Below are 22,466 nucleotides of genomic sequence, written 5' to 3' on the forward strand. Positions count from 1 at the left end.
AACCCCCTTGCAGGGGGCAACACCTGAGGCCCGGCAGAGCCGGTTCCTCGGTGTTACTGGAAGGAAAAAACCGCGCAACAGCGCGGTTTTTTTATGGGCGCGTCGCTCTCGTGCTCAGCCGCCCGACGCACTCACCCGTGCCTGCGCCACCGCTTCGTCGGCATCGTGCAGCGCCACGCGGAACACGCTGCCGCTGCCCAGGCGCGAGCGCACGCTGACCGGGTGGCCCAGCACGTGCGACAGCCGCGCCACGATGGCCAGGCCGAGGCCGAAGCCGTCGGAGGTGCCGGCGTGGTCGGCGACCTTGTAGAACTCCAGGAACACGTCGCGCAGGTGCTCGGGTGCGATGCCGATGCCGGTGTCCCACACCTCCACGCGCATGCCCTCGCGGGTCTGGCGCGCGGCCAGCAGCACGCCGCCTTCGGTCGTGTACTTGATGGCGTTGGCGAGCAGGTTGCCGATCATGCGGCGCACGCGGATCGGGTCGGTGAGGAACGAACCCTCGGTCACGTGCACCCGGAAGTCCAGCCCCCGGCTCTCAGCCACGGGGCGGTACTGCAGCTCCAGGTCGTGCAGCAGTTCGGCCACGTCGACGCGCTCGATGTGCAGGCGCACCTGGCCCGCGTCGATGCGCGCCAGGTCGAACATGGAGTCGAACAGCGCGTTCACCGCGTGGGTGGCGCGCACGATCTTCGGGGCCAGTTCGAGCACCAACTCGGGCTCGTTGCGCAGCCAGTCGGCGTACAGCGACAGCGCCAGCACGGGCTGGCGCATGTCGTGCGCGGCGCTGGCCAGGAAGCGATTCTTCATGGCCACGGCCGACACGGCCGCCTGCCGCTGCTGCGTGAGCGACTTGATCAGGATGTGGTTGTGGAACAGCAGCTCCAGGCTGTTGCGCGCGGTCTCATGGATGTTGCGGCCGGCGCGCAGCAGCAGGAACCAGTGCAGCGCCGGCAGCAGCGGCATGAGGTAGCCGTACTGGAAATGCGGGTGCTGCATGGTGACCGCCACGAGGCGCACCAGCACCGCGCCGAGCATGGTGATGAACAGCGTGTTGACGTAGCGCTTGAGCAGCGGCGGGTGCAGCGCCAGCCCGTTGAGCGGGAAGGTGCCCACGCCGGCCACGATGAGCCAGCTCATGAACTGGTTGACCTGCGGCGTGCGCTCGAAGAACAGCAGCACCGAGCAGCCCCAGACCACCGCGCTGGTGCTCCACACGAAGCCGTAGCGGTCGGTGAACTGCTGCTGTGCAACGGCGCTGCGCCCGGCATAGCGCACGGCGTACACGCGCGCGCCCCAGGCCCGGCAGGCGGTGGCGATGATGCCGGCGGCCAGCCAGGTCAGCAGCTCCCAGCGGGGCACGTGGCCCCAGCTCAAGCCGACCATGGCGGGCATGAGCGCCGCCGAGACGAGGTAGGAGCCGCGCGCCGAGCGCATCAGGCTGCGGATGAGTTCTCCGCGCACCCACGACTCGGCCTCGTCGGCCGACGCCGGAGCGGGTGTCACGCTTGCGATCGACGCATTCGCCATGGATGCATGACCGTGGTGGATTCGGCCAAACCAGAGAAAGATGGAGACAGGCGCCGGCGCCGGAAGTTCGCGATCTTAACGGCCTGTCGGCCATGGTTTCGGGAAGTAACCGCAGAAAATCCGCCCGCCCCGCGCAGCGGTCCGCCGCGACGCCCCGTTTACCATGCGGGCTGCCGACACACACCGCACGCCATGCTGAACAACATCACCCCTTTCCTCGTCCACTGGGCCATCACCGGCATCTCGCTGTGGGTCGCCAGCCATCTCTTCAAGGGGCTCAAGTTCGACAGCACCTCGGCGCTGATCGTGTCGGCGCTGCTGCTCGGCCTGGCCAACGCCATCGTCAAGCCGCTGCTGATCTTCCTCACGCTGCCGCTGACGCTGCTGACCTTCGGCCTGTTCCTGCTGGTCATCAACGCGCTGATGATCCTGCTGGTGGCGGCGCTGGTGAAGGGCTTCAAGGTGTCGGGCTTCTGGACCGCGCTGTTCGCGAGCATCTTCGTCTCGCTGCTGAGCATCGTCATCGGCTCGTTCGTGACCGGCGGCGATCCGGCCGAGCAGATCCAGATGCCGCAGGGCGGCAACTGGCTCTGAGCGAGCCCCCGCCTTTCTCGCGGGCCCCACCCGTGCGCGCGAAATGCTCCGCGCCCTTCGGAATCAGTGGGACGACCGGTGCGGTCTCGCGGGGAATCCGTGCGCACGCGATGTCCAGGCAATCAGAAGGCCGGGAAGCAGCAGCGCCAGCAGTGCCCATGGAAAAGCGCCGACGCCCGATGTCTCCAGCAACACGCCACCGACGATGCCGCCGCCCGCAATGGCGATGTTCCACACCGTGACGAGGATGGATTGCGCCACGTCCGCGCCGGGGCCGGCTGCTTCGGCCGACGCGGTCTGCAGCAAGGCCCCGGAGCCGCCGAAGGTCAGCCCCCACGCGGCCACCGCGACATAGACCACCACCGGCTGCGTGCCGGCGACGCCCAGGGCCAGCGACGCCAGCGCAAAGCCCGCGAGGGCGAGCAGCACCAGCGAGCGCAGCATGCGGTCGATGAGCAGCCCGCTGATCCAGATGCCGGCCAGCGATGCCACGCCGAAGACCAGCAGCACCGCATCGACCCGATCGGACAGGCCCGCCGGCGCCAGGAACGGCATCACGTAGGTGTAGAGGATGCTGTGCGCCAGTACCCACAGCGCAAGCACGGCCAGCACCGGTCGCACGCCGGGCGTGACGAAGATCCGGCGCACCGGCGCGCGCTTTTCGGCCGTCTGCCCCGGATAGTCGGGCGCCTGCAGGAAGACCCAGGCCATCACCGCCAGCGTGAGCAGCGACATGCCACCGAACGCGGTGCGCCAGCCCAGCGTGGCGCCCATCAACGTCCCCAGCGGGACGCCCAGCGACAACGCCAGCGGTGCGCCCAGCCCGGCCACTGCCAGTGCGCGCCCCTTGAGGTGCTCGGGCACCATGCGCCGCGCATAGCCCGCCAGCATTCCCCAGATCAGGCCGCCCGCCATGCCGGCCATGAAACGCGCAACCAGCGCGACGGCATAGCTCGACGTCAGCGCCGTGAGCGTGTTGAAGGCCAGCACGGCGACCAGCGCCGCGATCAGCAACGGCCGGCGCCGCCAGCCCAGCGTGGCCGCCGTCAGCGGGATGGCCGCAACCAGCGAACCGATGGCATAGAGGGTCACGAACTGGCCCGCGAGCGCTTCCGACACGCCCAGGTCCTGGCTGATGCGCAAGAGCATGCCGGCCGGCATCGTTTCCGTCAGCAGTGCCAGGAAGCCGGTCATCGACAGGGCCAGCAAGGCGGCCACGGGCAGTCGTTCAGTGCGCTCGCCCCCGGTGGCGGTTGTGGTGGTCATTCAGTTGTTTTCCATCGTCTGTGCCCGCGTTGGCCGGGTGGCCCGCGTTGGCGTTCACCGCAGTGTGGGCGGGAATGCATCAATGAAAAATGGGCTAAAGTTTCAAATACATATGACTCTCCAGTCATCAATCAAAGTCGCTCCATGGAAAACCTGGGTTCGCTGAACGTCTTCGTTCGCGCCGGCGAAACGCGCAGCTTCACGGCCGCGGGGCAGCAGTTGGGCATCTCGGCCTCGGCCGTCAGCAAGGCCATCGTGCGGCTCGAAGAACGGCTGGGCGTGCGGCTGTTCCATCGCTCCACGCGCACCGTCCACCTGACGCCGGAAGGCGCGCTGTTCCTGGAGCGCTGCCGGCGCATCCTTTGCGAGGTGGAATCGGCCGAAGCGGAACTGCTGCAGACACAGAGCGCACCGCGCGGCAAGCTGCGCATCAGCCTGCCGTCGGTGGGCACGCTGTTCATGCCCAAGCTGGCGGCGTTCAAGCGGCTCTACCCCGACATCGAACTGGACATCGACTACGCCGACCGGCTGGTGGACGTCATCGAGGAAGGCTTCGACGCGGTCATCCGCACCGGCGAGCCCAGCGATTCACGGTTGATGGCGCGCCGCATCGGCTCGTGCCGCAAGGTGATCGTCGGTGCGCCGGCCTACTTTCGCCGGGCCGGCGTGCCGCGCGAACCGCAAGACCTGGCAAGCCACGCCTGCCTGCTCTATCGCTTTCCCAGCACCGGCAAGCTGGACGTGTGGCCGTTGGGCCTCGCGGCCGGCTCGCCCCCTGTCGACCTGCCGGCCAGCATGGTGACCAACACGCTCGATCCGCAGGTCTGCTTTGCCGAGCAGGGGCTGGGCATTGCCTGCGTGCCGGAGATCGCCGTGCGCCAGCAATTGGAACAGGGCCGCCTGGTCACGGTGCTGGACGACCACAACCGCGAACACATGATCTTTCACGTGCTGTGGCCGTCGAGCCGGCAGCTGTCGCCCAAGATCCGTGTGTTCGTGGACTTCATCGCGCAGCACCTGTTTCCGCTTTCGGATGCGCTGGAGCAGCCGATTCGCTCAGGTCAGCGCTGCGCGCCCGCCATGTAGTCCACCGTCAGCTGCGTCAGCGTGCGCACGCCCACCAGCAGGCTGGCCTCGTCGACGAAGAAGCGCGGCGAGTGGTTGGGCTCGGCCTTGTTCGCGTCGCGGCCGGGCGGCGTGGCGCCGATCATCACGAACAGGCCGGGGGCCTTCTGCGCGAAGAACGAGAAGTCTTCGCCGCCCGTGCCCTTGGGGATCACGATCGGCGTGGCGCCGGGCACGCGCTGCAGGCTGGGCACCATCTTCGCGGTCAGGGCCGGGTCGTTCACGGTGGGGGCGTAGCCGTCGGCCTCGACGCGGACCTCGGCGGTGCCGCCGCCGCTTTGCGCGATGTGCGAGGCGGTCTCGCCCATGCGCTTGATGATGAACTGGCGCATCTCGTCGTCGTAGGTGCGCAGCGTGCCGCTCATCTCCACGCTGTCGGGAATGATGTTGTAGCGCGTGCCCGCGTTGAAGGTGCCCACGCTGAGCACCGAGGGCTCCTTGGTCACGTTGACCTGGCGGCTCGCGATGGTCTGGAAGCCCAGCACGATCTGCGAGCCCAGCACGATCGGGTCGACCCCGCTCCAGGGCTGCGAGCCGTGCGTCTGGCGACCCTTCACGCTGACCTTGAAGGTGTCCGAACTCGCTGTGATGGGGCCGCTCTTGTAGCCGATCTGCCCGGTGTTCAGGGCCGAGACCAGGTGCAGACCGAACACCGCGTCGGGCTTGGGCGCGTCGAAGGCGCCTTCGGCCAGCATGCGGCGCGCGCCGCCGATCTCGGCATTGGGCAGCTTCTCCTCGGCCGGCTGGAAGATCAGCTTCACGGTGCCGGGCAGCTGCGCCTTCATCGAGGCCAGCACCTCGGCCACGCCCATGAGGATCGCCACGTGGCCGTCGTGCCCGCAAGCGTGCATGACGTCGACCGTGGCAAAGCCCCACTGGGCACGCGCCTTGGAGGCGAAGGGCACGTCGACCTGTTCCTTCACGGGCAACGCGTCCATGTCGGCGCGCAGTGCCACCACCGGGCCGGGCTTGCCGCCGCGCAGCGTGGCGACCACGCCGGTCACGGCCACGCCTTCGCGCACCTCGTAGCCCAGCGCCTTCAGGTGGGCCGCGACCAGTGCGGCGGTGCGCTTTTCCTGGTTGCCCAGCTCGGGGTGCTGGTGGATGTCGCGGCGCCAGTCGATCACCTTCTGCTCGATGGCCTTGGAGCGCTCGGCGATCAGCGGGTACAGCGGCACGGCGGCGGCCAGTGCGGGCGATGTGGCAGCAGCCGCAGGTGCCTCCTGCGCCGAGGCGCACAGGGACGAGACGGCAAGGACGATGGGCAGGCACAGGCGCGCGGCCGGACGGAATCGGTGGGACATGGTGATGTGTTGTCAGAAAAGCAAGAAAGGGAAGGACCCGCCGGGCGGGAGCCCTTCGTCCGCACGGCCCCGTCGGGCCGGCAGCCGATGCGCCCTTGTCTGCCGCCCGACCCCGTGAGCGTAGGAAGGCCACCGATTGGCGTCCAATCGCTTTTGCATCGACTGATAATGATTGCCTATCGATGGCCGCCGACACACCTACGCCCTCCTCCGTGCTGCACGAGCGGCTGCTCGCGCGCCTGCGCCTGCGCCACCTGAAGCTCATCGACGCGCTGGCCGCGCACTCGCACCTGCGCCGCGCGGCCGAGGCGATCCACATCAGCCAGCCGGCGGCCACGCAGATGCTGCAGGAGGTCGAGGGCCTGCTCGACACGCCGCTGTTCGAGCGCCACGCGCGCGGCATGCGCATCACCGAGGCCGGGCGCCTGCTGGCGCTGCACGCGCGCATGGTGATCGACGCCATGCAGGTGGCCAGCGACGGCCTCGCGGCGCTGGCCGCGCAGGAGACGCGCGCGCTGCGCATCGGCGCCATCGAGGCGGCCATCGCCAGCGTGCTGCAGCCCGCGCTGAACCTGCTGCATGCCAAGCACCCCAAGCTGCGCCTGTTCATCGAGGAAGGCAACATCGAGCGGCTCACGATCGGCCTGCGCGCGGGCGCCTTCGACGCCGTGCTGCTGCGCCAGCCGGCGCGCGTGCCCGATGCCCACCGCTTCGTGCCGCTGCGCAGCGACGAGGTGGTGGTCATCGCCGGCATCGGCCACCCGGCCGTGCAGCGCAAGCGCCTGCGGCTGCGCGACCTCGCCGATTCGCGCTGGGTGCTGCCGCCCGCGCACTTCGCGGTGCGCCAGGTGATGGAAGCGGCCTGGGCCGCCGAGCGGATCGTGCCGCGCCCGCACGCCATCCAGGTGCTCACGCCGCAGCTGGTGCGCGCCCTGCTCTCGCAGCCCGACGTGGTGGTGCCGGTGCCGCGCACCGTGCTCGACCAGCTCGACCGCTCGGCCGTGGCCGAGCTGCCGCTGCGCATGAACGCGCCCATCGCGCCGCTGGGCATCCTCTACCGCACCGACAACGCGGTCGGACCGCTGCAGCTGCTGGTCGATTTCCTGGTCGCGCAGGCGAAGAAGAAGCCATAGAGAACGCTTCAGGCGGGTTTTTCATGCGGGCAATGCCCCGCTTCACACCCGCTTAACTGTGGGGCCGCACACTCGACGCCACCCGCCAGTCCCCTCGGGACATGGCACGGTTTCCGCTCTGTAAAGTTCGCCGCCCCCGCGCCGCGGCATTGAACTCGACGGCGCGAGCCCGCTCCATCTTTGGCTTTCGTTACTTCTGCCTGTCCATGCCCGTCCACTTCGCCTCCCGCTCCGCCCCGCTCCTCACGGCCCTGTGCATCGCCGCCGCCCTCGCGGGGTGCTCGCGCACCAATGTGGAGGCCCCCGGCGCGGCCAAGGCGGCCAACGCCCCGGCAAAAGAAGTCGGCATCGTCACGCTCAAGTCCGAGGTGCTGGCCCTGAGCACCGAGCTGCCCGGTCGCACCGCGGCCCCGGTGATCGCCGAGATCCGCCCGCAGGTCGGCGGCATCCTCAAGGAGCGGCTCTTCACCGAAGGCTCGCAGGTCAAGGCCGGCCAGGTGCTCTACCAGCTCGACCCGGCCTCGCTGCAGGCCGCCCACGCCAGCGCGCAGGCCAGCGTGCGCAAGGCCGAGTCGGCCCTGGCCACGGCCCGCACCGTGGCCAAGCGCAATGCCGAGCTGGTGAAGATCGACGCCATCAGCCGCCAGGTGTTCGACGAAACGCAAGCCGCCGAGCAGCAGGCCGAGGCCGACCTCGGCGTGGCCCGCGCCGCCGAGCAGACCGCGCGCATCCAGCTGGGCTACACGCGCATCACCTCGCCCATCACTGGCTGGGCCGAGCTGTCCACCGTCACGCCGGGCGCGCTGGTCACAGCCAACCAGGCGGCGGCCATGACCACCGTGCAGCAGCTCGACCCGATCCACGTGCACGTCACGCAATCGAGCAGCGAGCTGCTGCGCCTGAAGCGCGAGCTGGCCAGCGGCCGGCTGCAGCGCGCCAGCGAGGCCGAGGCGCGCATCCAGCTGCTGCTGGAAGACGGCAGCCCCTACCCGCACGCCGGGCGCCTCACCTTCAGCGGCGTGACGGTCGATGCCGGCACCGGCAGCGTCACGCTGCGCGCCGTGGTGCCCAACCCCGACAAGCTGCTGATGCCCGGCATGTACGTGCGCGCCGTGCTGCAGGAAGGCGTGAACGACGCCGCGCTGCTGGTGCCGCAGCAGGCCGTCACGCGCGCGCCCGACGGCAGCGCCTCCACGCTGGTGATCGACGCCGAAGACAAGGTCCAGAAGCGGCCCATCCGCATCGGCCGCGCCATCGGCACGCGCTGGCAAGTCATCGACGGCCTGGCCGCGGGCGACCGCGTGCTCATGGAAGGCTCGCAGCGCGTGAAGGTAGGCGACAAGGTGCGCACGGTCGACCTCGGCGCGAAGCCGGCCGGCACCTCCGTCGCGAGCGCCACGCCTGACACCACGTCGGCCGCTTCCGCCACCGTCGCGCGCTGAGGCCCCGCCATGGCCCAGTTCTTCATCGACCGCCCCATCTTCGCGTGGGTGCTTTCCATCGTCGTCATGCTCGCCGGCCTGATGGCCATCCGCACGCTGCCTCTCGAGCAGTACCCCGACATCGCGCCGCCGCGCGTGTCCATCAACGCCACCTACACCGGCGCCTCGGCCAAGACGGTGGAAGACTCCGTCACCCAGGTCATCGAGCAGCAGATGAAGGGGCTGGACAACCTGCTGTACATGCAGTCGACCAGCAACTCGTCGGGCGTGGCGCGCCTGTCGCTCACCTTCAACGCGGGCACCAACATCGACGTGGCCCAGATGCAGGTGCAGAACAAGCTGCAGCAGGCCATGTCGCGCCTGCCGCAGCAGGTGCAAAGCCGCGGCGTCACCGTCACCAAGGGCGGCAACGATTTCCTGCTGATCGTCTCGATGTTCTCCGGCGACGGCAGCGCCTCGGCGGTGGACGTGGGCGACTACATCAGCAGCAACCTGGTCGACGTCATCAGCCGCGTCGACGGCGTAGGCGAGGTGCAGACGCTGGGCACCGGCTACGCCATGCGCCTGTGGCTGGACCCCGACAAGCTGCGCAAGTACGCGCTCATGCCCTCCGACGTGGGCAACGCCATCACCGCGCAGAACGCGCAGGTCTCGGCCGGCCAGCTCGGCGCGCTGCCGGCTGGTGCGCAGCAGCAGCTCAACGCCACCATCACGGCGCGCAGCAAGCTGAAGACGGTCGAGGAGTTCGAGAACGTGGTGCTGCGCGCCACGCCCGACGGCGCCGTGGTGCGCCTGCGCGACGTGGCCCGCGTGGAACTGGGCGCCGAGAACCTCACGGTGCGCTCGGTGCTCGGCGGTCGCCCGGGCGCCGGCATGGGCATCGTGCTGGCCGACGGCGCCAACGCGGTGCAGGTGGCCGAGGCCGTGAAGGCCAAGGTGGCCGAGCTGCAGCCGCTCTTTCCCAACCAGATGCAGACCTTCGTGAGCTACGACACCACGCCCTTCGTGAGCGCGTCGATCGACGAGGTGGTGAAGGCGCTGGCCGAGGCCATGGTGCTGGTCGTGCTGGTGATGTACATCTTTTTGCAGAACTTCCGCGCCACGCTGATCCCTGCCATTGCCGTGCCGGTGGTGCTGCTGGGTACCTTCGGCGTGCTTTCCGTGGCGGGCTACTCGATCAACACGCTCACCATGTTCGGCATGGTGCTGGCCATCGGCCTGCTGGTGGACGACGCCATCGTGGTGGTGGAGAACGTCGAGCGCGTGATGCACGAAGAGGGCCTGTCGCCCAAGGAGGCCACGCGCAAGTCGATGGCCGAGATCACGCCCGCGCTGGTGGGCATCGCGCTGGTGCTGTCGGCCGTGTTCATCCCGATGGCCTTCTTCGGCGGCTCGACCGGCGTGATCTACCGCCAGTTCTCGATCACCATCGTCTCTGCCATGGCGCTGTCGGTGTTCGTGGCGCTCACGCTCACGCCGGCGCTGTGCGCCACGCTGCTCAAGCCCGTCGCCAAGGGCGGCCACGCGGCCCCGCGCAAGGGCGTGCTGGGCGCGGTCGACCGCTTCTTCGCGGGCTTCAACCGCCGCTTCGACCAGGGCGCCGACCGCTACCAGGGCATCGTCGGCGGCATCGTGCGGCGCGGCAAGCGCAGCCTGGTGGTGTACCTGCTGATCGCGGCCGTGATGGCGCTGCTGTTCATGCGCCTGCCCACCTCCTTCCTGCCCGACGAAGACCAGGCCTTCCTGCAGGTGCAGGTGACGCTGCCGCCGGGCGCGTCGGATGCGCGGCTGCAGCCGGTGGTCGCGCAGATGCAGGACTACTTCACGAAGCAGCCCGAGGTGGTGAGCGTGAACGTGATCACCGGGCAGAACGGCGACCAGAGTTCGGCGCGCGCCTTCGTGAAGCTGAAAGACTGGGCCGAGCGCGAAGGCGCCGGCCAGTCGGCCGCCGAACTCGCGCGGCGCGCCAACAAGGAGCTGTCGACCATCCGCGACGCGCGCATCTTCGTGCTGCTGCCGCCGGCGGTGCGCGGGCTCGGCGCCAACGCGGGCTTCAACTTCCACCTGAAGGACATCAACGGGCTGGGCCACGACGCGCTGGTGAAGGCGCGCGACCAGCTCATCGACCTGCTCTCCAAGCGCCCCGAGGTGGCGAACGTGCGCAGCAACAACCTGGACGACACGCCGCAGTTCGCGGTGGACATCGACGACGCGCGCGCCGGCGCGGCCAGCCTGGCCACGTCCGACATCGACAGCACCCTGTCGAGCGCGATGGGCGGCACCTACATCAACGACTTCCTGGACAACGGCCGCGTCAAGCGCGTGTACATGCAGGGCGACACGGCCTTCCGCATGCTGCCCACCGACATCGACCGCTGGAGCGTGCGCAACAGCCTGGGCCAGATGGTGCCGTTCCCGGCTTTCTCGAGCTCGCGCTGGACCTATGGCTCGCCGCAGCTGCAGCGCTACAACGGCAGCCCGAGCTACGAGTTTGTCGGCGATGCCGCACCGGGCGTGAGCTCGGGCGACGCCATGGCCGCCGTCGACGAAGTGATGAAGCAGATGCCCGCCGGCATCGGCTACGAATGGACCGGCGCCTCGTTCCAGGAACGCCTGTCGGGCGCGCAAGCGCCGGTGCTGTACGCCATCTCGATCCTCTTCGTGTTCCTGTGCCTCGCGGCCCTGTACGAGAGCTGGTCGGTGCCGTTCTCGGTGATCCTGGTGGTGCCGCTGGGCATCGTGGGTGCACTGCTGTTCACCAGCCTGCGCGGCCTGAGCAACGACGTGTACTTCCAGGTCGGCCTGCTGACCACCGTGGGGCTGTCGTCGAAGAACGCGATCCTGATCGTCGAGTTCGCCAAGCAGCTGCAGGAGCAGGGCAAGGGCGTGATCGAGGCCACGCTGGAGGCCGTGCGGCTGCGGCTGCGGCCCATCCTCATGACCTCGCTGGCCTTCGGCTTCGGCGTGCTGCCGCTGGCCATCGGCACGGGTGCAGGTGCGGGCGGTCGCCAATCGATCGGCACCGCGGTGCTGGGCGGCATGGTGGTCGGCACCGCGCTGGGCATCTTCTTCGTGCCGCTGTTCTTCGCGATGATCCGCGGCTGGCTGGAAGGCCGCCGCAAGCCGGCCGAAACGCCGCCGGATGCCTTGCCCGCAGAACAGGGAGCCCAGTGATGAAGCGCACCACCCTGCCCCGCCGTCCCCTGCGCGCACTGGCCTGCGCCGCCCTGGCCTCGGCCGTGCTCGCGGGCTGCGTCAACCTCGCGCCCGCGTATGAAACGCCCGCCTCGCCCGTGCCATCGGCCCTGCCCTCGGCCGGCGTCACGACGACCACACCCCTGGACATCGGCTGGCGCGACTTCTTCGTCGACAAGCAGCTGCAGGGCGTGATCGAACTCGCGCTCGCCAACAACCGCGACCTGCGCGTGGCGGCGCTCAACATCGAGCGTGCGCGCGCCCAGTACGGCATCGCGCGGGCCGACCTGTTCCCCACCGTCAACGCGGGCGCCGCCGGCACGCGCTCGCGCACGCCGGGCAGCCTGTCGACCAGCGGCGAATCGCGCATCGCCTCGCAGTACAGCGCCAACCTCGGCATGACGGCCTACGAACTCGACCTGTTCGGGCGCGTGCGCAACCTCGGCGAATCGGCGCTGCAGGGCTACTTCCAGACCGAGGAGACGCAGCGCAGCACGCAGATCAGCCTCGTGGCCTCCGTCGCCACGGCCTGGCTGCAGCTGGCCGCCGACGAACAGCGCCTGCAGCTCGCGCGCGGCACGCTCGAGAGCCAGCGCAAGTCCTTCGAGCTGGTGCAGCGCAGCCATGCGCTCGGCGCGCAGTCGGGCCTGGCGCTGGCGCAGGCGCAGAGCACCGTCGATGCCGCGCGCGCCGACGCCGCGGCCTTCGACAGCCAGGTCGAGCAGGACCGCAACGCGCTCGCGCTGCTGGTCGGCGCCACGCCGCCGCCCGAGTTGTTGCCAAGTGCCGCGACGACCGCCGACGTCGCGCAGCTGCTCGTACCGCCGGCCGGCCTGTCGTCGAGCGTGCTGCAGCAGCGGCCCGACGTGCGCGCCGCCGAGCACGCACTGCGCGCGAGCAACGCCGACATCGGCGCGGCGCGCGCGGCCTTCTTCCCGCGCATCGCGCTCACCACCTCGGCCGGCACCGCGAGCAGCACGCTCTCGGGCCTGTTCACGAGCGGCAGCAAGGCCTGGAGCTTCGCGCCGTCGATCAGCGTGCCGATCTTCGACGGCGGCGCCAACCGCGCCAACCTGCAGGTGGCGCAGGCCCAGCAGAAGATCCAGATCGCCACCTACGAGAAGGCCGTGCAGACCGCCTTCCGCGAAGTGGCCGACGCCCTGGCCGAACGCCGCACGCTGGCCGAACGCCTCGATGCACAGCGCTCGCTGCGCGCCGCCACCGCGCGCAGCTTCGAGCTCTCGCAGTCGCTCTTCAAGAGCGGCGCCGCCAACTACCTCGACGTGCTGGACGCGCAGCGCAGCGACTATGCGGCGCAGCAGACGCTCATCGGCTTGCAACTCACGGAGCAGACGAACCGGCTGGCGATCTACAAGGCGCTGGGGGGTGGGTGGAGCGAGGCGTCCGGCGCACAACAACCCGCGCAAGGCGACTGACGCACCACCGCCCTACGCCCCCGCCACCGCATACGGCGTGAACCTGCTTTCGTTCTCGTTCACATCCAGCGGCCGCCCGATGAACGGGAACGCCCGCTGCGGGCAGGCCACGCGCTCGCACACCTTGCAGCCCATGCCGATGGGCGTAGGCACGTCGGGGTCCTTCAGGTCCAGGCCCTTGGCGTAGACCAGGCGCGGGGCGTGGCGGATGTCGCAGCCCAGGCCGATCGAGAAGGTCTTGCTCGGTGAGCCGAAGCCGCGCTGGCCGTGCGACACGGTGCGCGCGATCCACAGGTAGGCGCGGCCGTCGGGCATGCGCGCCAGCTGCGGCAGCACGCGCCCGGGCTGCGCGAAGGCCTCGTACACGTTCCACAGCGGACAGGTGCCGCCGGTCTTGGAGAAGTGAAAGTGCGTGGCCGACTGCCGCTTGGAGATGTTGCCGGCCCGGTCCACGCGGATGAAGAAGAAGGGCACGCCCGACGCGCCCGGGCGCTGCAGGCTGCTCAGACGGTGGCACACGGTTTCGAAGCCCACGCCGAACTGGCGCGCGAGCAGATCGATGTCGTAGCGCAGCGCTTCGGCCGCCTGCAGGAACGGGCCGTAGGGCAACAGCACGGCGGCCGCGAAGTAGTTGGCCAGCCCGATGCGCGCGAGGGCGTGGGCCGGGGCGTCGCCGAAATCGGCCTGCACGACCAGCGACTCGATGAGCGCGGCCTGCTCCAGCAGCGCGAGCTGCGTGGCCAGCTGGAAGGCCTGCTGGCCCGGTTCCAGGCCGGCCGACAGGCGCAGCACGCGGCGGGCCGGGTCGTAGCGGCGCTGGCTGTCGAGCGCGCCCTCCGCTTCGTCGCCCGGCACCACGCGCACGCCGTGGGCCGAAAGAAGCCGCTGCTGGAGCCATTCGGCGAGCGGTCCGCCCTGCGCGCGAGCCTCGGCGGCGAGCGATTCGGCGGCGGTGTCGAGCGGGTCGAAATGGTTCTGGTGGGCAAAGAAGAAGTCGCGCACCACCTCGAAAGGCATGGGCCGGCTGCGCGAGATGTCGCCGCGCCCGTCGCCGAGTTCGGCGGCCATGAGCTCCAGCCGCTCCTGCGCCTCCTGGTGGCGGCGGTGCAAGGCGAGCAGCGCGCGCGCCACGGCCGGCATCTGCGACGCCACCTCGCGCAGCTCGGGCAGCGCCACGGCCTCGCCGCCGGGGTTGTCCGCCAGCGCCTCGCGCATGCGGGCCACGAGCCGCGCCTCTTCGTCCTCGGAGAACTGCTGCACGTCGACACCGAGCGTCTTGCTGATGCGCAGCAGCACCGCCACGGTGAGCGGGCGCTGGTTCTGCTCGATCTGGTTCAGGTAGCTCGGCGACAGGCCCAGCATCTGGGCCAGCGCCACCTGCGTGAGGCCGCGTTCGGCGCGCAGCGTGCGCAGGCGCACGCCCATGAAGGTCTTGCTCATCGGGTCACCTCGTGGGTCTTTGCGATATTCGCAATATTTGCAAAATCAGCCGTCTTCATTCGCAATGATTCGCCAATTCAGGCCTTCATTATGGGCGTTCGATTGCGTAAATTGCGAAGCATGACAAACCGATCCGCCGCCATCGAGCTGACCGACATCGTGTTCCCCGAGCACGCCAACCACTACGGCACGCTGTTCGGCGGCAACGCCCTGCTGCTGATGTCCAAGGCCGCGTTCCTCGCCGCGCGCGCCTTCGCGAAATCCGACGTGGTGATGGCCAGCCTGGGCGACGCGCAGTTCTTGGCGCCCGTGCCCGTCGGCCATGTGCTGCGCCTGCGGGCCTGGGTGACGCGCGCCGGGCGCAGCTCGCTCACGGTCTGCGTCACCGGCGCGGCCGAGCCGCCCGACGGCGAAGCCCGCCCGTCGCTGAAGGGCCTGTTCGAGATGGTGGCCGTCGATGGCCGCGGCCGTCCGACGCGCCTGCGCAACGCCTACCTGCACCCCGTGCCCACAGACAAGGAACCCGCATGAACGACATCGCCACCCCCACCGGCTTCAAGCCCAAGAAATCCGTCGCCCTGTCGGGCGTGACCGCCGGCAACACGGCGCTGTGCACCGTGGGCCGCACCGGCAACGACCTGCACTACCGCGGCTACGACATCCTGGACATCGCCGAGGTCTGCGAGTTCGAGGAAATCGCGCACCTGCTGGTGCACGGCAAGCTGCCCACGGCCGCCGAACTGCGCGCCTACAAAGCCAAGCTCAAGGCCATGCGCGGCCTGCCCGCGAGCCTGAAGGAGGCGCTGGAGCAGCTGCCCGCCAGCGCGCACCCGATGGACGTGATGCGCACCGGCGTCTCGTCGCTGGGCTGCCTGCTGCCCGAGAAGGAAGACCACAACCTGCCCGGCGCGCGCGACATCGCCGACCGCCTCATGGCCTCGCTCGGCTCGATGCTGCTGTACTGGTACCACTGGTCGACACAGGGCCGGCGCATCGAAGTGGAAACCGACGACGACTCCATCGGCGCGCACTTCCTGCACCTGCTGCACGGGCGCAAGCCGAGCGCGCAGTGGGAGCGCGCGATGCACACCTCGCTCAACCTCTATGCCGAGCACGAGTTCAACGCCTCCACCTTCACGGCGCGCGTGGTCGCGGGCACGGGCTCCGATGTGTACTCGGCCATCACCGGCGCCATCGGCGCGCTGCGCGGCCCCAAGCACGGCGGCGCGAACGAGGTGGCCTTCGAGATCCAGAAGCGCTACGACGCACCCGACGAGGCCGAGGCCGACATCCGCCGCCGCGTCGCCGCCAAGGAGGTCGTGATCGGCTTCGGCCACCCGGTCTACACCGTGAGCGACCCGCGCAACGTGGTCATCAAGGGCGTGGCGCGCACGCTGTCGCAGGAGGCCGGCTCGACCAAGATGTTCGACATCGCCGAGCGGCTCGAGGCCGTGATGTGGGAGGTGAAGCAGATGTTCCCCAACCTCGACTGGTTCAGCGCCGTGAGCTATCACATGATGGGCGTGCCCACCGCCATGTTCACGCCGCTGTTCGTCATTGCGCGCACCTCGGGCTGGGCGGCGCACATCATCGAGCAGCGCATCGACAACAAGATCATCCGGCCCAGCGCCAACTACACGGGCCCCGAAGACCTGAAGTTCGCGCCGATCCAGGATCGGAAGTAAAAACACGAGAAGAAGAAAAGCACCCGTGCCTGCGCGCGGGTGCCGAGCGACAAGCGCCCCATGAACACCGACTACCGCAAGAACCTTCCCGGCACCGCGCTGGACTACTTCGATGCGCGCGAAGCCGTCGAAGCCATCCAGGCCGGCGCCTGGGCCCCGATGCCCTACACCGCGCGCGTGCATGCCGAGAACCTCGTGCGCCGCTGCGACCCGGCGATCCTCGTGCAAAGCCTCACGCAGCTCATCGAGCGTCGGCGCGACCATGACTTTCCGTGGTTTCCCGCGCGCGTGGTCTGCCACGACATCCTCGGCCAGACCGCGCTGGTCGACCTGGCCGGCCTGCGCGACGCCATTGCAGAACAGGGCGGCGACCCGTCGCAGGTGAACCCCGTGGTGCCGGTGCAGCTCATCGTCGACCATTCGCTGGCCGTGGAGTGCGGCGGCTTCGACCCCGACGCCTTCGCGAAGAACCGCGCCATCGAGGACCGGCGCAACGAAGACCGCTTTCACTTCATCGAATGGACGAAGCGGGCCTTCCGCAACATGGAGGTGATCCCGCCGGGGAACGGGATCATGCACCAGATCAACCTGGAGCGGATGTCGCCCGTCGTGCATGCGCAGGACGGCATGGCCTACCCCGACACGCTGGTGGGCACCGACAGCCACACGCCGCACGTCGATGCGCTGGGCGTCGTCGCCGTCGGCGTAGGCGGGCTCGAGGCCGAGAACGTGATGCTGGGCCGCGCCTCGTGGATGCGGCTGCCCGACATCGTCGGCGTGCGCCTCGCGGGCCGGCCGCAACCGGGCATCACGGCCACCGACGTCGTGCTGGCGCTCACCGAGTTCCTGCGCGCGGCGAAGGTGGTGGGTGCGTACCTGGAGTTCCACGGCGAAGGCGCCGCCAGCCTCACGCTGGGCGACCGCGCGACCATCTCCAACATGGCGCCCGAGTACGGCGCCACCGCCGCGATGTTCGCCATCGACACGCAGACGCTCGACTACCTGCGTCTCACGGGCCGCGCCGACGAGCAGGTGCGCCTGGTCGAGGTCTATGCGAAGCAGGCGGGCCTGTGGGCCGACACGCTCGCCGAGGTCGTGTACGAGCGCGTGCTGCAGTTCGACCTCTCGACGGTCGTGCGCAACATGGCCGGCCCCTCGAACCCGCATGCGCGCGTGGCCACCGCCGACCTCGCGGCGCGCGGCATCGCCGCCCCGTGGGACGACGTGCCCGGCCAGATGCCCGACGGCGCGGTGATCATCGCGGCCATCACCAGCTGCACCAACACCAGCAACCCGCGCAACGTGATCGCCGCGGGCCTGCTCGCGCGCAACGCCAACCGCATGGGCCTCGCGCGCAAGCCGTGGGTCAAGACCTCGCTCGCACCCGGTTCGAAAGCGGTCACGCTGTACCTGGAAGATGCGGGCCTGATGCGCGAGCTCGAACAGCTGGGCTTCGGCGTGGTCGCCTATGCCTGCACCTCGTGCAACGGCATGTCGGGCGCGCTCGACCCGGCCATCCAGCAGGAGATCGTCGATCGCGACCTGTACGCCACGGCCGTGCTTTCGGGCAACCGCAACTTCGACGGGCGCATCCACCCGTATGCGAAGCAGGCCTTCCTCGCTTCGCCGCCGCTGGTGGTGGCCTACGCCATCGCAGGCACGGTGCGCTTCGACATCGAGAAGGACGTGCTCACCGTCGTCGACGGCAAGGAGATCCGCCTCAAGGACCTCTGGCCCAGCGACGAAGAGATCGACGCCATCGTCAAGGCCAGCGTGAAGCCCGCGCACTTCCGCCAGGTGTACGAGCCGATGTTCGCGATCCAGCCCGACACGGGCGAGCAGGTGGCGCCGCTGTACGACTGGCGCCCCGCCTCCACCTACATCCGCCGCCCGCCGTACTGGGAAGGCGCGCTGGCGGGCGAGCGCACGCTGAAGGGCATGCGCCCGCTGGCGATCCTTCCGGACAACATCACGACCGACCACCTCTCGCCGTCGAACGCGATCCTGCTGGACAGCGCGGCCGGCCAGTACCTGCACCGCATGGGCCTGCCGGAGGACGACTTCAACTCCTACGCCACCCACCGCGGCGACCACCTCACGGCGCAGCGCGCCACCTTCGCCAACCCCACGCTGAAGAACGAGATGGTGCGCAAGACCGACGGCACGGTGCGCGCCGGATCGCTGGCGCGCGTGGAGCCCGAGGGCGAGGTGATGCGCATGTGGGAGGCCATCGAGACCTACATGCTGCGCAAGCAGCCGCTGATCATCGTGGCCGGCGCCGACTACGGCCAGGGCTCGTCGCGCGACTGGGCCGCCAAGGGCGTGCGGCTGGCCGGCGTGGAAGCGATCGCGGCCGAAGGCTTCGAGCGCATTCACCGCACCAACCTGATCGGCATGGGCGTGCTGCCGCTCGAATTCAAGCCGGGCACGAATCGCCTCACGCTGGGCCTGGACGGCACCGAGACCTACGATGTGACCGGCGAGCGCACCCCGCGCGCCGACCTTGTGCTGGTCGTTCACCGCCGCAATGGCGAACGGCTCGACGTGCCCATGACCTGCCGCCTCGACACCGCCGAAGAGGTCTCCATCTACGAAGCCGGCGGGGTGCTGCAGCGCTTCGCGCAGGACTTCCTCGCCGCCACGAAAGCCGACTGACGATGCCGCACCAAGCACAGATCAAGATTGCCGCCACCTACATGCGCGGCGGCACCAGCAAGGGCGTGTTCTTCCGCCTGCAGGACCTGCCCGAGGCCGCGCGGGTGCCGGGCCACGCGCGCGATGCGCTGCTGCTGCGCGTGATCGGCAGCCCCGACCCCTACGGCAAGCAGATCGACGGCATGGGCGCCGCGACGTCGAGCACGAGCAAGACCGTGATCCTCTCGAAGAGCGAACGGCCGGGCCACGACGTGGACTACCTGTTCGGCCAGGTGTCGATCGACCGCCCCTTCGTGGACTGGAGCGGCAACTGCGGCAACCTCTCGTCGGCCGTCGGACCGTTCGCGATCAGCAACGGCCTCATCGATGCGGCACGCGTGCCGCGCGACGGCGTGGCCGTCGTGCGCATCTGGCAGGCCAACATCGGCAAAACCATCGTCGCGCACGTGCCGATGGCCGGCGGCGTGGTGCAAGAGACCGGCGACTTCGAACTCGACGGCGTGACCTTTCCCGCGGCCGAGGTGCAGCTCGAATTCATGGACCCCGCCGCCGAAGAAGACGGCGCAGGCGGCGCGATGTTCCCGACCGGCAACCTCGTCGACCACCTCGAGGTGCCCGGCCTCGGCACGCTGCAGGCCACGATGATCAACGCCGGCATCCCCACCGTCTTCGTGAACGCCGAGGCGCTCGGCTGCACGGGCACCGAGCTGCAGGACGCGATCAACGGCGACGCCGCCGCGCTCGCCCGCTTCGAAGCCATCCGTGCGCACGGTGCGCTGCGCATGGGCCTCATCCGCACGCTCGACGAAGCGGCCAGCCGCCAGCACACGCCCAAGGTCGCCTTCGTGGCCAAGCCCGCGGGCTACACCGCCTCGAGCGGCAAGGCCGTGGCGGCCGGCGACATCGACCTGCTCGTGCGCGCGCTGTCGATGGGCAAGCTGCACCACGCCATGATGGGCACGGCGGCGGTGGCCATCGGCACGGCCGCTGCCATTCCCGGCACGCTGGTGAACCTCGCGGCCGGCGGCGGCGCGCGCGAGGCCGTGCGCTTCGGCCACCCCTCGGGCACCTTGCGCGTGGGCGCGCAGGCGCAGCAGGTCGAGGGCGAGTGGCAAGTGACCAAGGCGGTCATGAGCCGCAGCGCCCGCGTCTTGATGGAAGGCTGGGTGCGTGTGCCCGGCGACACCCTTTGAGCTTTCAGATCCATTCACAGGAAATCCCGATGTCGACTCGCAAGACCCTCCGTTCCCTCGCCGAGGCCCGCCGCGGCGTGCTGGTGCCGGGCGCCTTCAACGCGCTGTCGGCGCGTGTCATCGAAGACCTGGGCTTCGAAGCGATTTACGTCACCGGCGCGGGCGTCACCAACATGTGGTTCGGCCTGCCCGACCAGGGCTTCATGGGCCTGCACGAGATCGCCGACCACACGGCGCGCATCCGCGACGCCGTGAACCTGCCGCTGATCGTCGATGCCGACACCGGCTTCGGCAACGCGCTGAACGTGCGCCACACGGTACGCGTGCTGGAGCGCGCGGGCGCCGACTGCATCCAGTTCGAGGACCAGGTCGCGCCCAAGCGCTGCGGCCATTTCTCGGGCAAGGAGGTGATCTCCACCGAGGAAGCCGTCAACAAGATCAAGGCCGCCGTCGATGCCCGCACCGACCCCGACCTGCTCATCATGGCCCGCACCGACGCGGCGGCGACGCTGGGTTTCGAGGCCGCGATCGAGCGCGCGCAGAAGTTCAGCGAGGCCGGCGCCGACATCCTGTTCGTCGAGGCCGTCACCACGGCCGACGAAATCCGCGCGCTGCCGCAGCGCCTGCACAAGCCGCAACTCATGAACATGGTGATCGGTGGCAAGACGCCGATCTTCGGCGCCGAGGAACTCGGCGGCCTCGGCTACGGCATCGTGCTGTACGCCAACGCCGCGCTGCAGGGCGCGCTGGCCGGCATGCAGAAGGCGCTCACGGTGCTGCGCGACACACGGCGCATGGACGAAGACCCGGCGCTGGTCGCGCCCTTCGCCGAGCGGCAGCGGCTGGTGCGCAAGCCCGAGCTCGATGCGCTGGATGCACGCTACGCCAGCTGAGGTTCTCTACAAAGAGTCCTTCAGCTTCGCACGCAGCCGGCTCACCGCTTGGCCGTGCAGCTGGCACACGCGCGACTGGCTCACCTCGAGCACCGCGCCGATCTCGCGCAGGTTCAGCTCTTCCTCGTAGTAGAGCTTGAGCAGCAGCTGGTCGCGCTCGGGCAGCGCGCCAATGGCGTCCACCAGCTGGTGGCGAAAGCCGCTTTCGAGCAGGCGCGCCAGCGGGTCGTCGAAGTCGCCGCGCCCCTTGCGCGCCTCTTGCGCATGCAGGTCGAGAAAGGGGTTGTCGGGGTCGCCCTTGGCGAAGTCTTCCACGTACAGCAGCTGGCAGCCCTGGATGTCCTGCAGCATCGACTGGTAGGTCTCCAGGTCGACCTTCAGCTCCTTCGCGATCTCGCCTTCGGTGGGCGCGCGACCCAGCCGGTGGCCCAGTGCCTGGATCGCTTTCTCGATGCCGCGCGCCGACTGGCGCAGCCCGCGCGACCCCCAGTCGCTGGCGCGCAGCTCGTCGAGCATGGCGCCGCGGATGCGCTGGCTGACGAAGGTCTCGAACTGCGCGCCGCGGTGGTCCTGGTAGCGGCTCGACGCATCGAGCAGGCCGAGCATGCCGGCCTGGATCAGGTCGTCCAGCTCCACGCTGGCCGGCAGCCGCGCCATCATCTGCAGCGCGATGCGACGCACCAGCGGCTGGTGCTGTTCCAGCAGATGCGATTTCTCGATGGTGCCCTGTGCGGTGTACACGGCCGTCCGTCCTCGTGGTCGTGCCTCAGGCCGCGAGCGCCTGCGGGAACACGGCCGGCCGCGCGGGCGTGCGCCAGGTCCAGCGGCCCATGTCGTCGGCGATGGCGCGGAAATCGACCGCCGCCGCGCTGGCCGGAAAGGCCTCGACCACGGTCTGGCGCAGCCGGGCCGCATCAGCCAGCCACGGGTCGGTGCGCACCCAGCCCACGGGCAGCAGCGACAGCGCGAGGTAGCGGCTGGCGGCCTGTGCGAGGTTGTGCATGACCTGCTGCGCGGTGCCCGCATCGGCCACGCCGTTGAGCAGAAAGCGCAGCTGCTTCAGCGCATGCGCACGGTGCAGGCGCTTGATGCCCGCGTAGGCCGAGGTGATGGCCGCCGGGTGCGGCTGCAGCACGAGCAGCAGTTCGTCGGCGCCCTGCGCCAGCGGCGACAGGCAGCCTTCGTCGTCGAAGGCCGCATCGACGAGCACGATGCCGCGCGGCCACAGCGTGCGCGGGTCGATGGTCGCGCCAGGCGATGCGGGCAGCACCTGCACGCCGCACACCGCGCTCGCAGCGGCCTGGTCGATGCGCAACCGCCGACTCGCCACATCGGCCAGCGTTCCGCGTGGGCCCAGCGCCCACACATCGCACACCGAGCGCACCTTGGTGTGATGCTCATCAAGCAGCAGCACGTCCTTGCCCTGCTGCGCCAGCGCCGCGCCCAGGCTCATCGCGGCCGTGGTCGCGCCCGCGCCGGGGCCCATGCCCGCGACGGCGACGACGCGCACCGACGCCTGCCCGAGCAGCCGACGCAGCCCGTCGGCCTGGTCCGTGACGCGTGCGCTCATGACCT

General features: G+C 69.7%; 17 protein-coding genes. 11 read left to right on the forward strand and 6 right to left on the reverse strand.

Annotation, left to right across the window (positions count from 1 at the left end):
- Positions 1-114: 114 nt before the first annotated feature.
- Positions 115-1,530 carry a surface-behavior sensor histidine kinase ShkS gene (gene shkS, locus AC3WQR_RS08695; protein WP_070061585.1) on the reverse strand — a complete coding sequence of 472 codons (1,416 nt, stop codon included), beginning with the start codon at positions 1,528-1,530 and terminating at the stop codon, positions 115-117.
- A gap of 192 nt (positions 1,531-1,722) precedes the next feature.
- Here shkS and AC3WQR_RS08700 point away from each other — a divergent pair, with 192 nt between their 5' ends.
- Positions 1,723-2,124, forward strand: a complete 402-nt coding sequence (locus tag AC3WQR_RS08700) for a phage holin family protein (RefSeq protein WP_062482043.1) — start codon at positions 1,723-1,725, stop codon at positions 2,122-2,124.
- A gap of 63 nt (positions 2,125-2,187) precedes the next feature.
- Here AC3WQR_RS08700 and AC3WQR_RS08705 read toward each other — a convergent pair whose 3' ends face one another.
- Positions 2,188-3,390 carry an MFS transporter gene (locus tag AC3WQR_RS08705; RefSeq protein ID WP_492741757.1) on the reverse strand — a complete coding sequence of 401 codons (1,203 nt, stop codon included), beginning with the start codon at positions 3,388-3,390 and terminating at the stop codon, positions 2,188-2,190.
- Positions 3,391-3,534: 144 nt separating this feature from the next.
- Between AC3WQR_RS08705 and AC3WQR_RS08710 the strand changes: the two genes are divergently transcribed.
- Positions 3,535-4,476, forward strand: coding sequence for a LysR family transcriptional regulator (locus AC3WQR_RS08710; RefSeq protein WP_492741758.1), 942 nt, complete (start codon positions 3,535-3,537; stop codon positions 4,474-4,476).
- On the opposite strand, the gene AC3WQR_RS08715 is transcribed toward AC3WQR_RS08710, so the two are convergent.
- The gene (locus AC3WQR_RS08715; protein WP_492741759.1) at positions 4,452-5,819 is read right to left on the reverse strand and encodes an amidohydrolase; all 1,368 of its coding nucleotides are present in this window, start codon (positions 5,817-5,819) and stop codon (positions 4,452-4,454) included. The genes AC3WQR_RS08710 and AC3WQR_RS08715 overlap by 25 nt on opposite strands.
- A gap of 182 nt (positions 5,820-6,001) precedes the next feature.
- Between AC3WQR_RS08715 and AC3WQR_RS08720 the strand changes: the two genes are divergently transcribed.
- From AC3WQR_RS08720 to AC3WQR_RS08735, 4 genes are all read left to right on the forward strand, one after another.
- Complete coding sequence (locus AC3WQR_RS08720) at positions 6,002-6,952, forward strand: LysR substrate-binding domain-containing protein (RefSeq protein ID WP_492741760.1); 951 nt, start codon at positions 6,002-6,004, stop codon at positions 6,950-6,952.
- Between the two features lie 206 nt (positions 6,953-7,158).
- Positions 7,159-8,394 carry an efflux RND transporter periplasmic adaptor subunit gene (locus tag AC3WQR_RS08725; RefSeq protein WP_139706413.1) on the forward strand — a complete coding sequence of 412 codons (1,236 nt, stop codon included), beginning with the start codon at positions 7,159-7,161 and terminating at the stop codon, positions 8,392-8,394.
- A gap of 9 nt (positions 8,395-8,403) precedes the next feature.
- The gene (locus tag AC3WQR_RS08730; RefSeq protein ID WP_492741761.1) at positions 8,404-11,568 is read left to right on the forward strand and encodes an efflux RND transporter permease subunit; all 3,165 of its coding nucleotides are present in this window, start codon (positions 8,404-8,406) and stop codon (positions 11,566-11,568) included.
- Positions 11,568-13,025, forward strand: coding sequence for an efflux transporter outer membrane subunit (locus tag AC3WQR_RS08735; RefSeq protein ID WP_492741762.1), 1,458 nt, complete (start codon positions 11,568-11,570; stop codon positions 13,023-13,025). Before AC3WQR_RS08730 ends, AC3WQR_RS08735 begins: the two co-directional genes overlap by 1 nt.
- Before the next feature lie 12 nt (positions 13,026-13,037).
- Here the strand turns inward: AC3WQR_RS08735 and AC3WQR_RS08740 are convergent, their stop codons facing one another.
- Positions 13,038-14,465: a short-chain fatty acyl-CoA regulator family protein gene (locus AC3WQR_RS08740; protein WP_492741763.1), complete on the reverse strand. Its 1,428-nt coding sequence runs from the start codon at positions 14,463-14,465 to the stop codon at positions 13,038-13,040.
- A 120-nt stretch (positions 14,466-14,585) separates the two neighbouring features.
- Between AC3WQR_RS08740 and AC3WQR_RS08745 the strand changes: the two genes are divergently transcribed.
- From AC3WQR_RS08745 to AC3WQR_RS08765, 5 genes are read left to right on the forward strand one after another with little or no spacing between them, the layout of a single operon-like run.
- Positions 14,586-14,996 carry an acyl-CoA thioesterase gene (locus tag AC3WQR_RS08745; RefSeq protein ID WP_492741764.1) on the forward strand — a complete coding sequence of 137 codons (411 nt, stop codon included), beginning with the start codon at positions 14,586-14,588 and terminating at the stop codon, positions 14,994-14,996.
- Positions 14,993-16,150: a bifunctional 2-methylcitrate synthase/citrate synthase gene (gene prpC / locus AC3WQR_RS08750; RefSeq protein ID WP_492741765.1), complete on the forward strand. Its 1,158-nt coding sequence runs from the start codon at positions 14,993-14,995 to the stop codon at positions 16,148-16,150. Before AC3WQR_RS08745 ends, prpC begins: the two co-directional genes overlap by 4 nt.
- 60 nt (positions 16,151-16,210) lie before the next feature.
- Positions 16,211-18,805, forward strand: coding sequence for a Fe/S-dependent 2-methylisocitrate dehydratase AcnD (gene acnD / locus AC3WQR_RS08755; protein WP_492741766.1), 2,595 nt, complete (start codon positions 16,211-16,213; stop codon positions 18,803-18,805).
- Positions 18,806-18,807: 2 nt separating this feature from the next.
- Entirely contained in the window at positions 18,808-19,998 is a 1,191-nt protein-coding gene (gene prpF, locus AC3WQR_RS08760; RefSeq protein ID WP_492741767.1) for a 2-methylaconitate cis-trans isomerase PrpF, read from the forward strand.
- A gap of 29 nt (positions 19,999-20,027) precedes the next feature.
- On the forward strand, positions 20,028-20,891 hold the full coding sequence (locus AC3WQR_RS08765; protein ID WP_070061575.1) for an isocitrate lyase/PEP mutase family protein: 864 nt from the start codon (positions 20,028-20,030) through the stop codon (positions 20,889-20,891).
- Positions 20,892-20,897: 6 nt separating this feature from the next.
- On the opposite strand, the gene AC3WQR_RS08770 is transcribed toward AC3WQR_RS08765, so the two are convergent.
- Complete coding sequence (locus tag AC3WQR_RS08770; RefSeq protein WP_139704662.1) at positions 20,898-21,632, reverse strand: RNA polymerase sigma factor FliA; 735 nt, start codon at positions 21,630-21,632, stop codon at positions 20,898-20,900.
- Between the two features lie 25 nt (positions 21,633-21,657).
- Positions 21,658-22,461, reverse strand: a complete 804-nt coding sequence (locus AC3WQR_RS08775) for a MinD/ParA family ATP-binding protein (protein WP_492741768.1) — start codon at positions 22,459-22,461, stop codon at positions 21,658-21,660.
- Positions 22,462-22,466: the final 5 nt, after the last annotated feature.

This window comes from Variovorax sp. FW305-3-2-15-B-LB1, assembly GCF_058787635.1.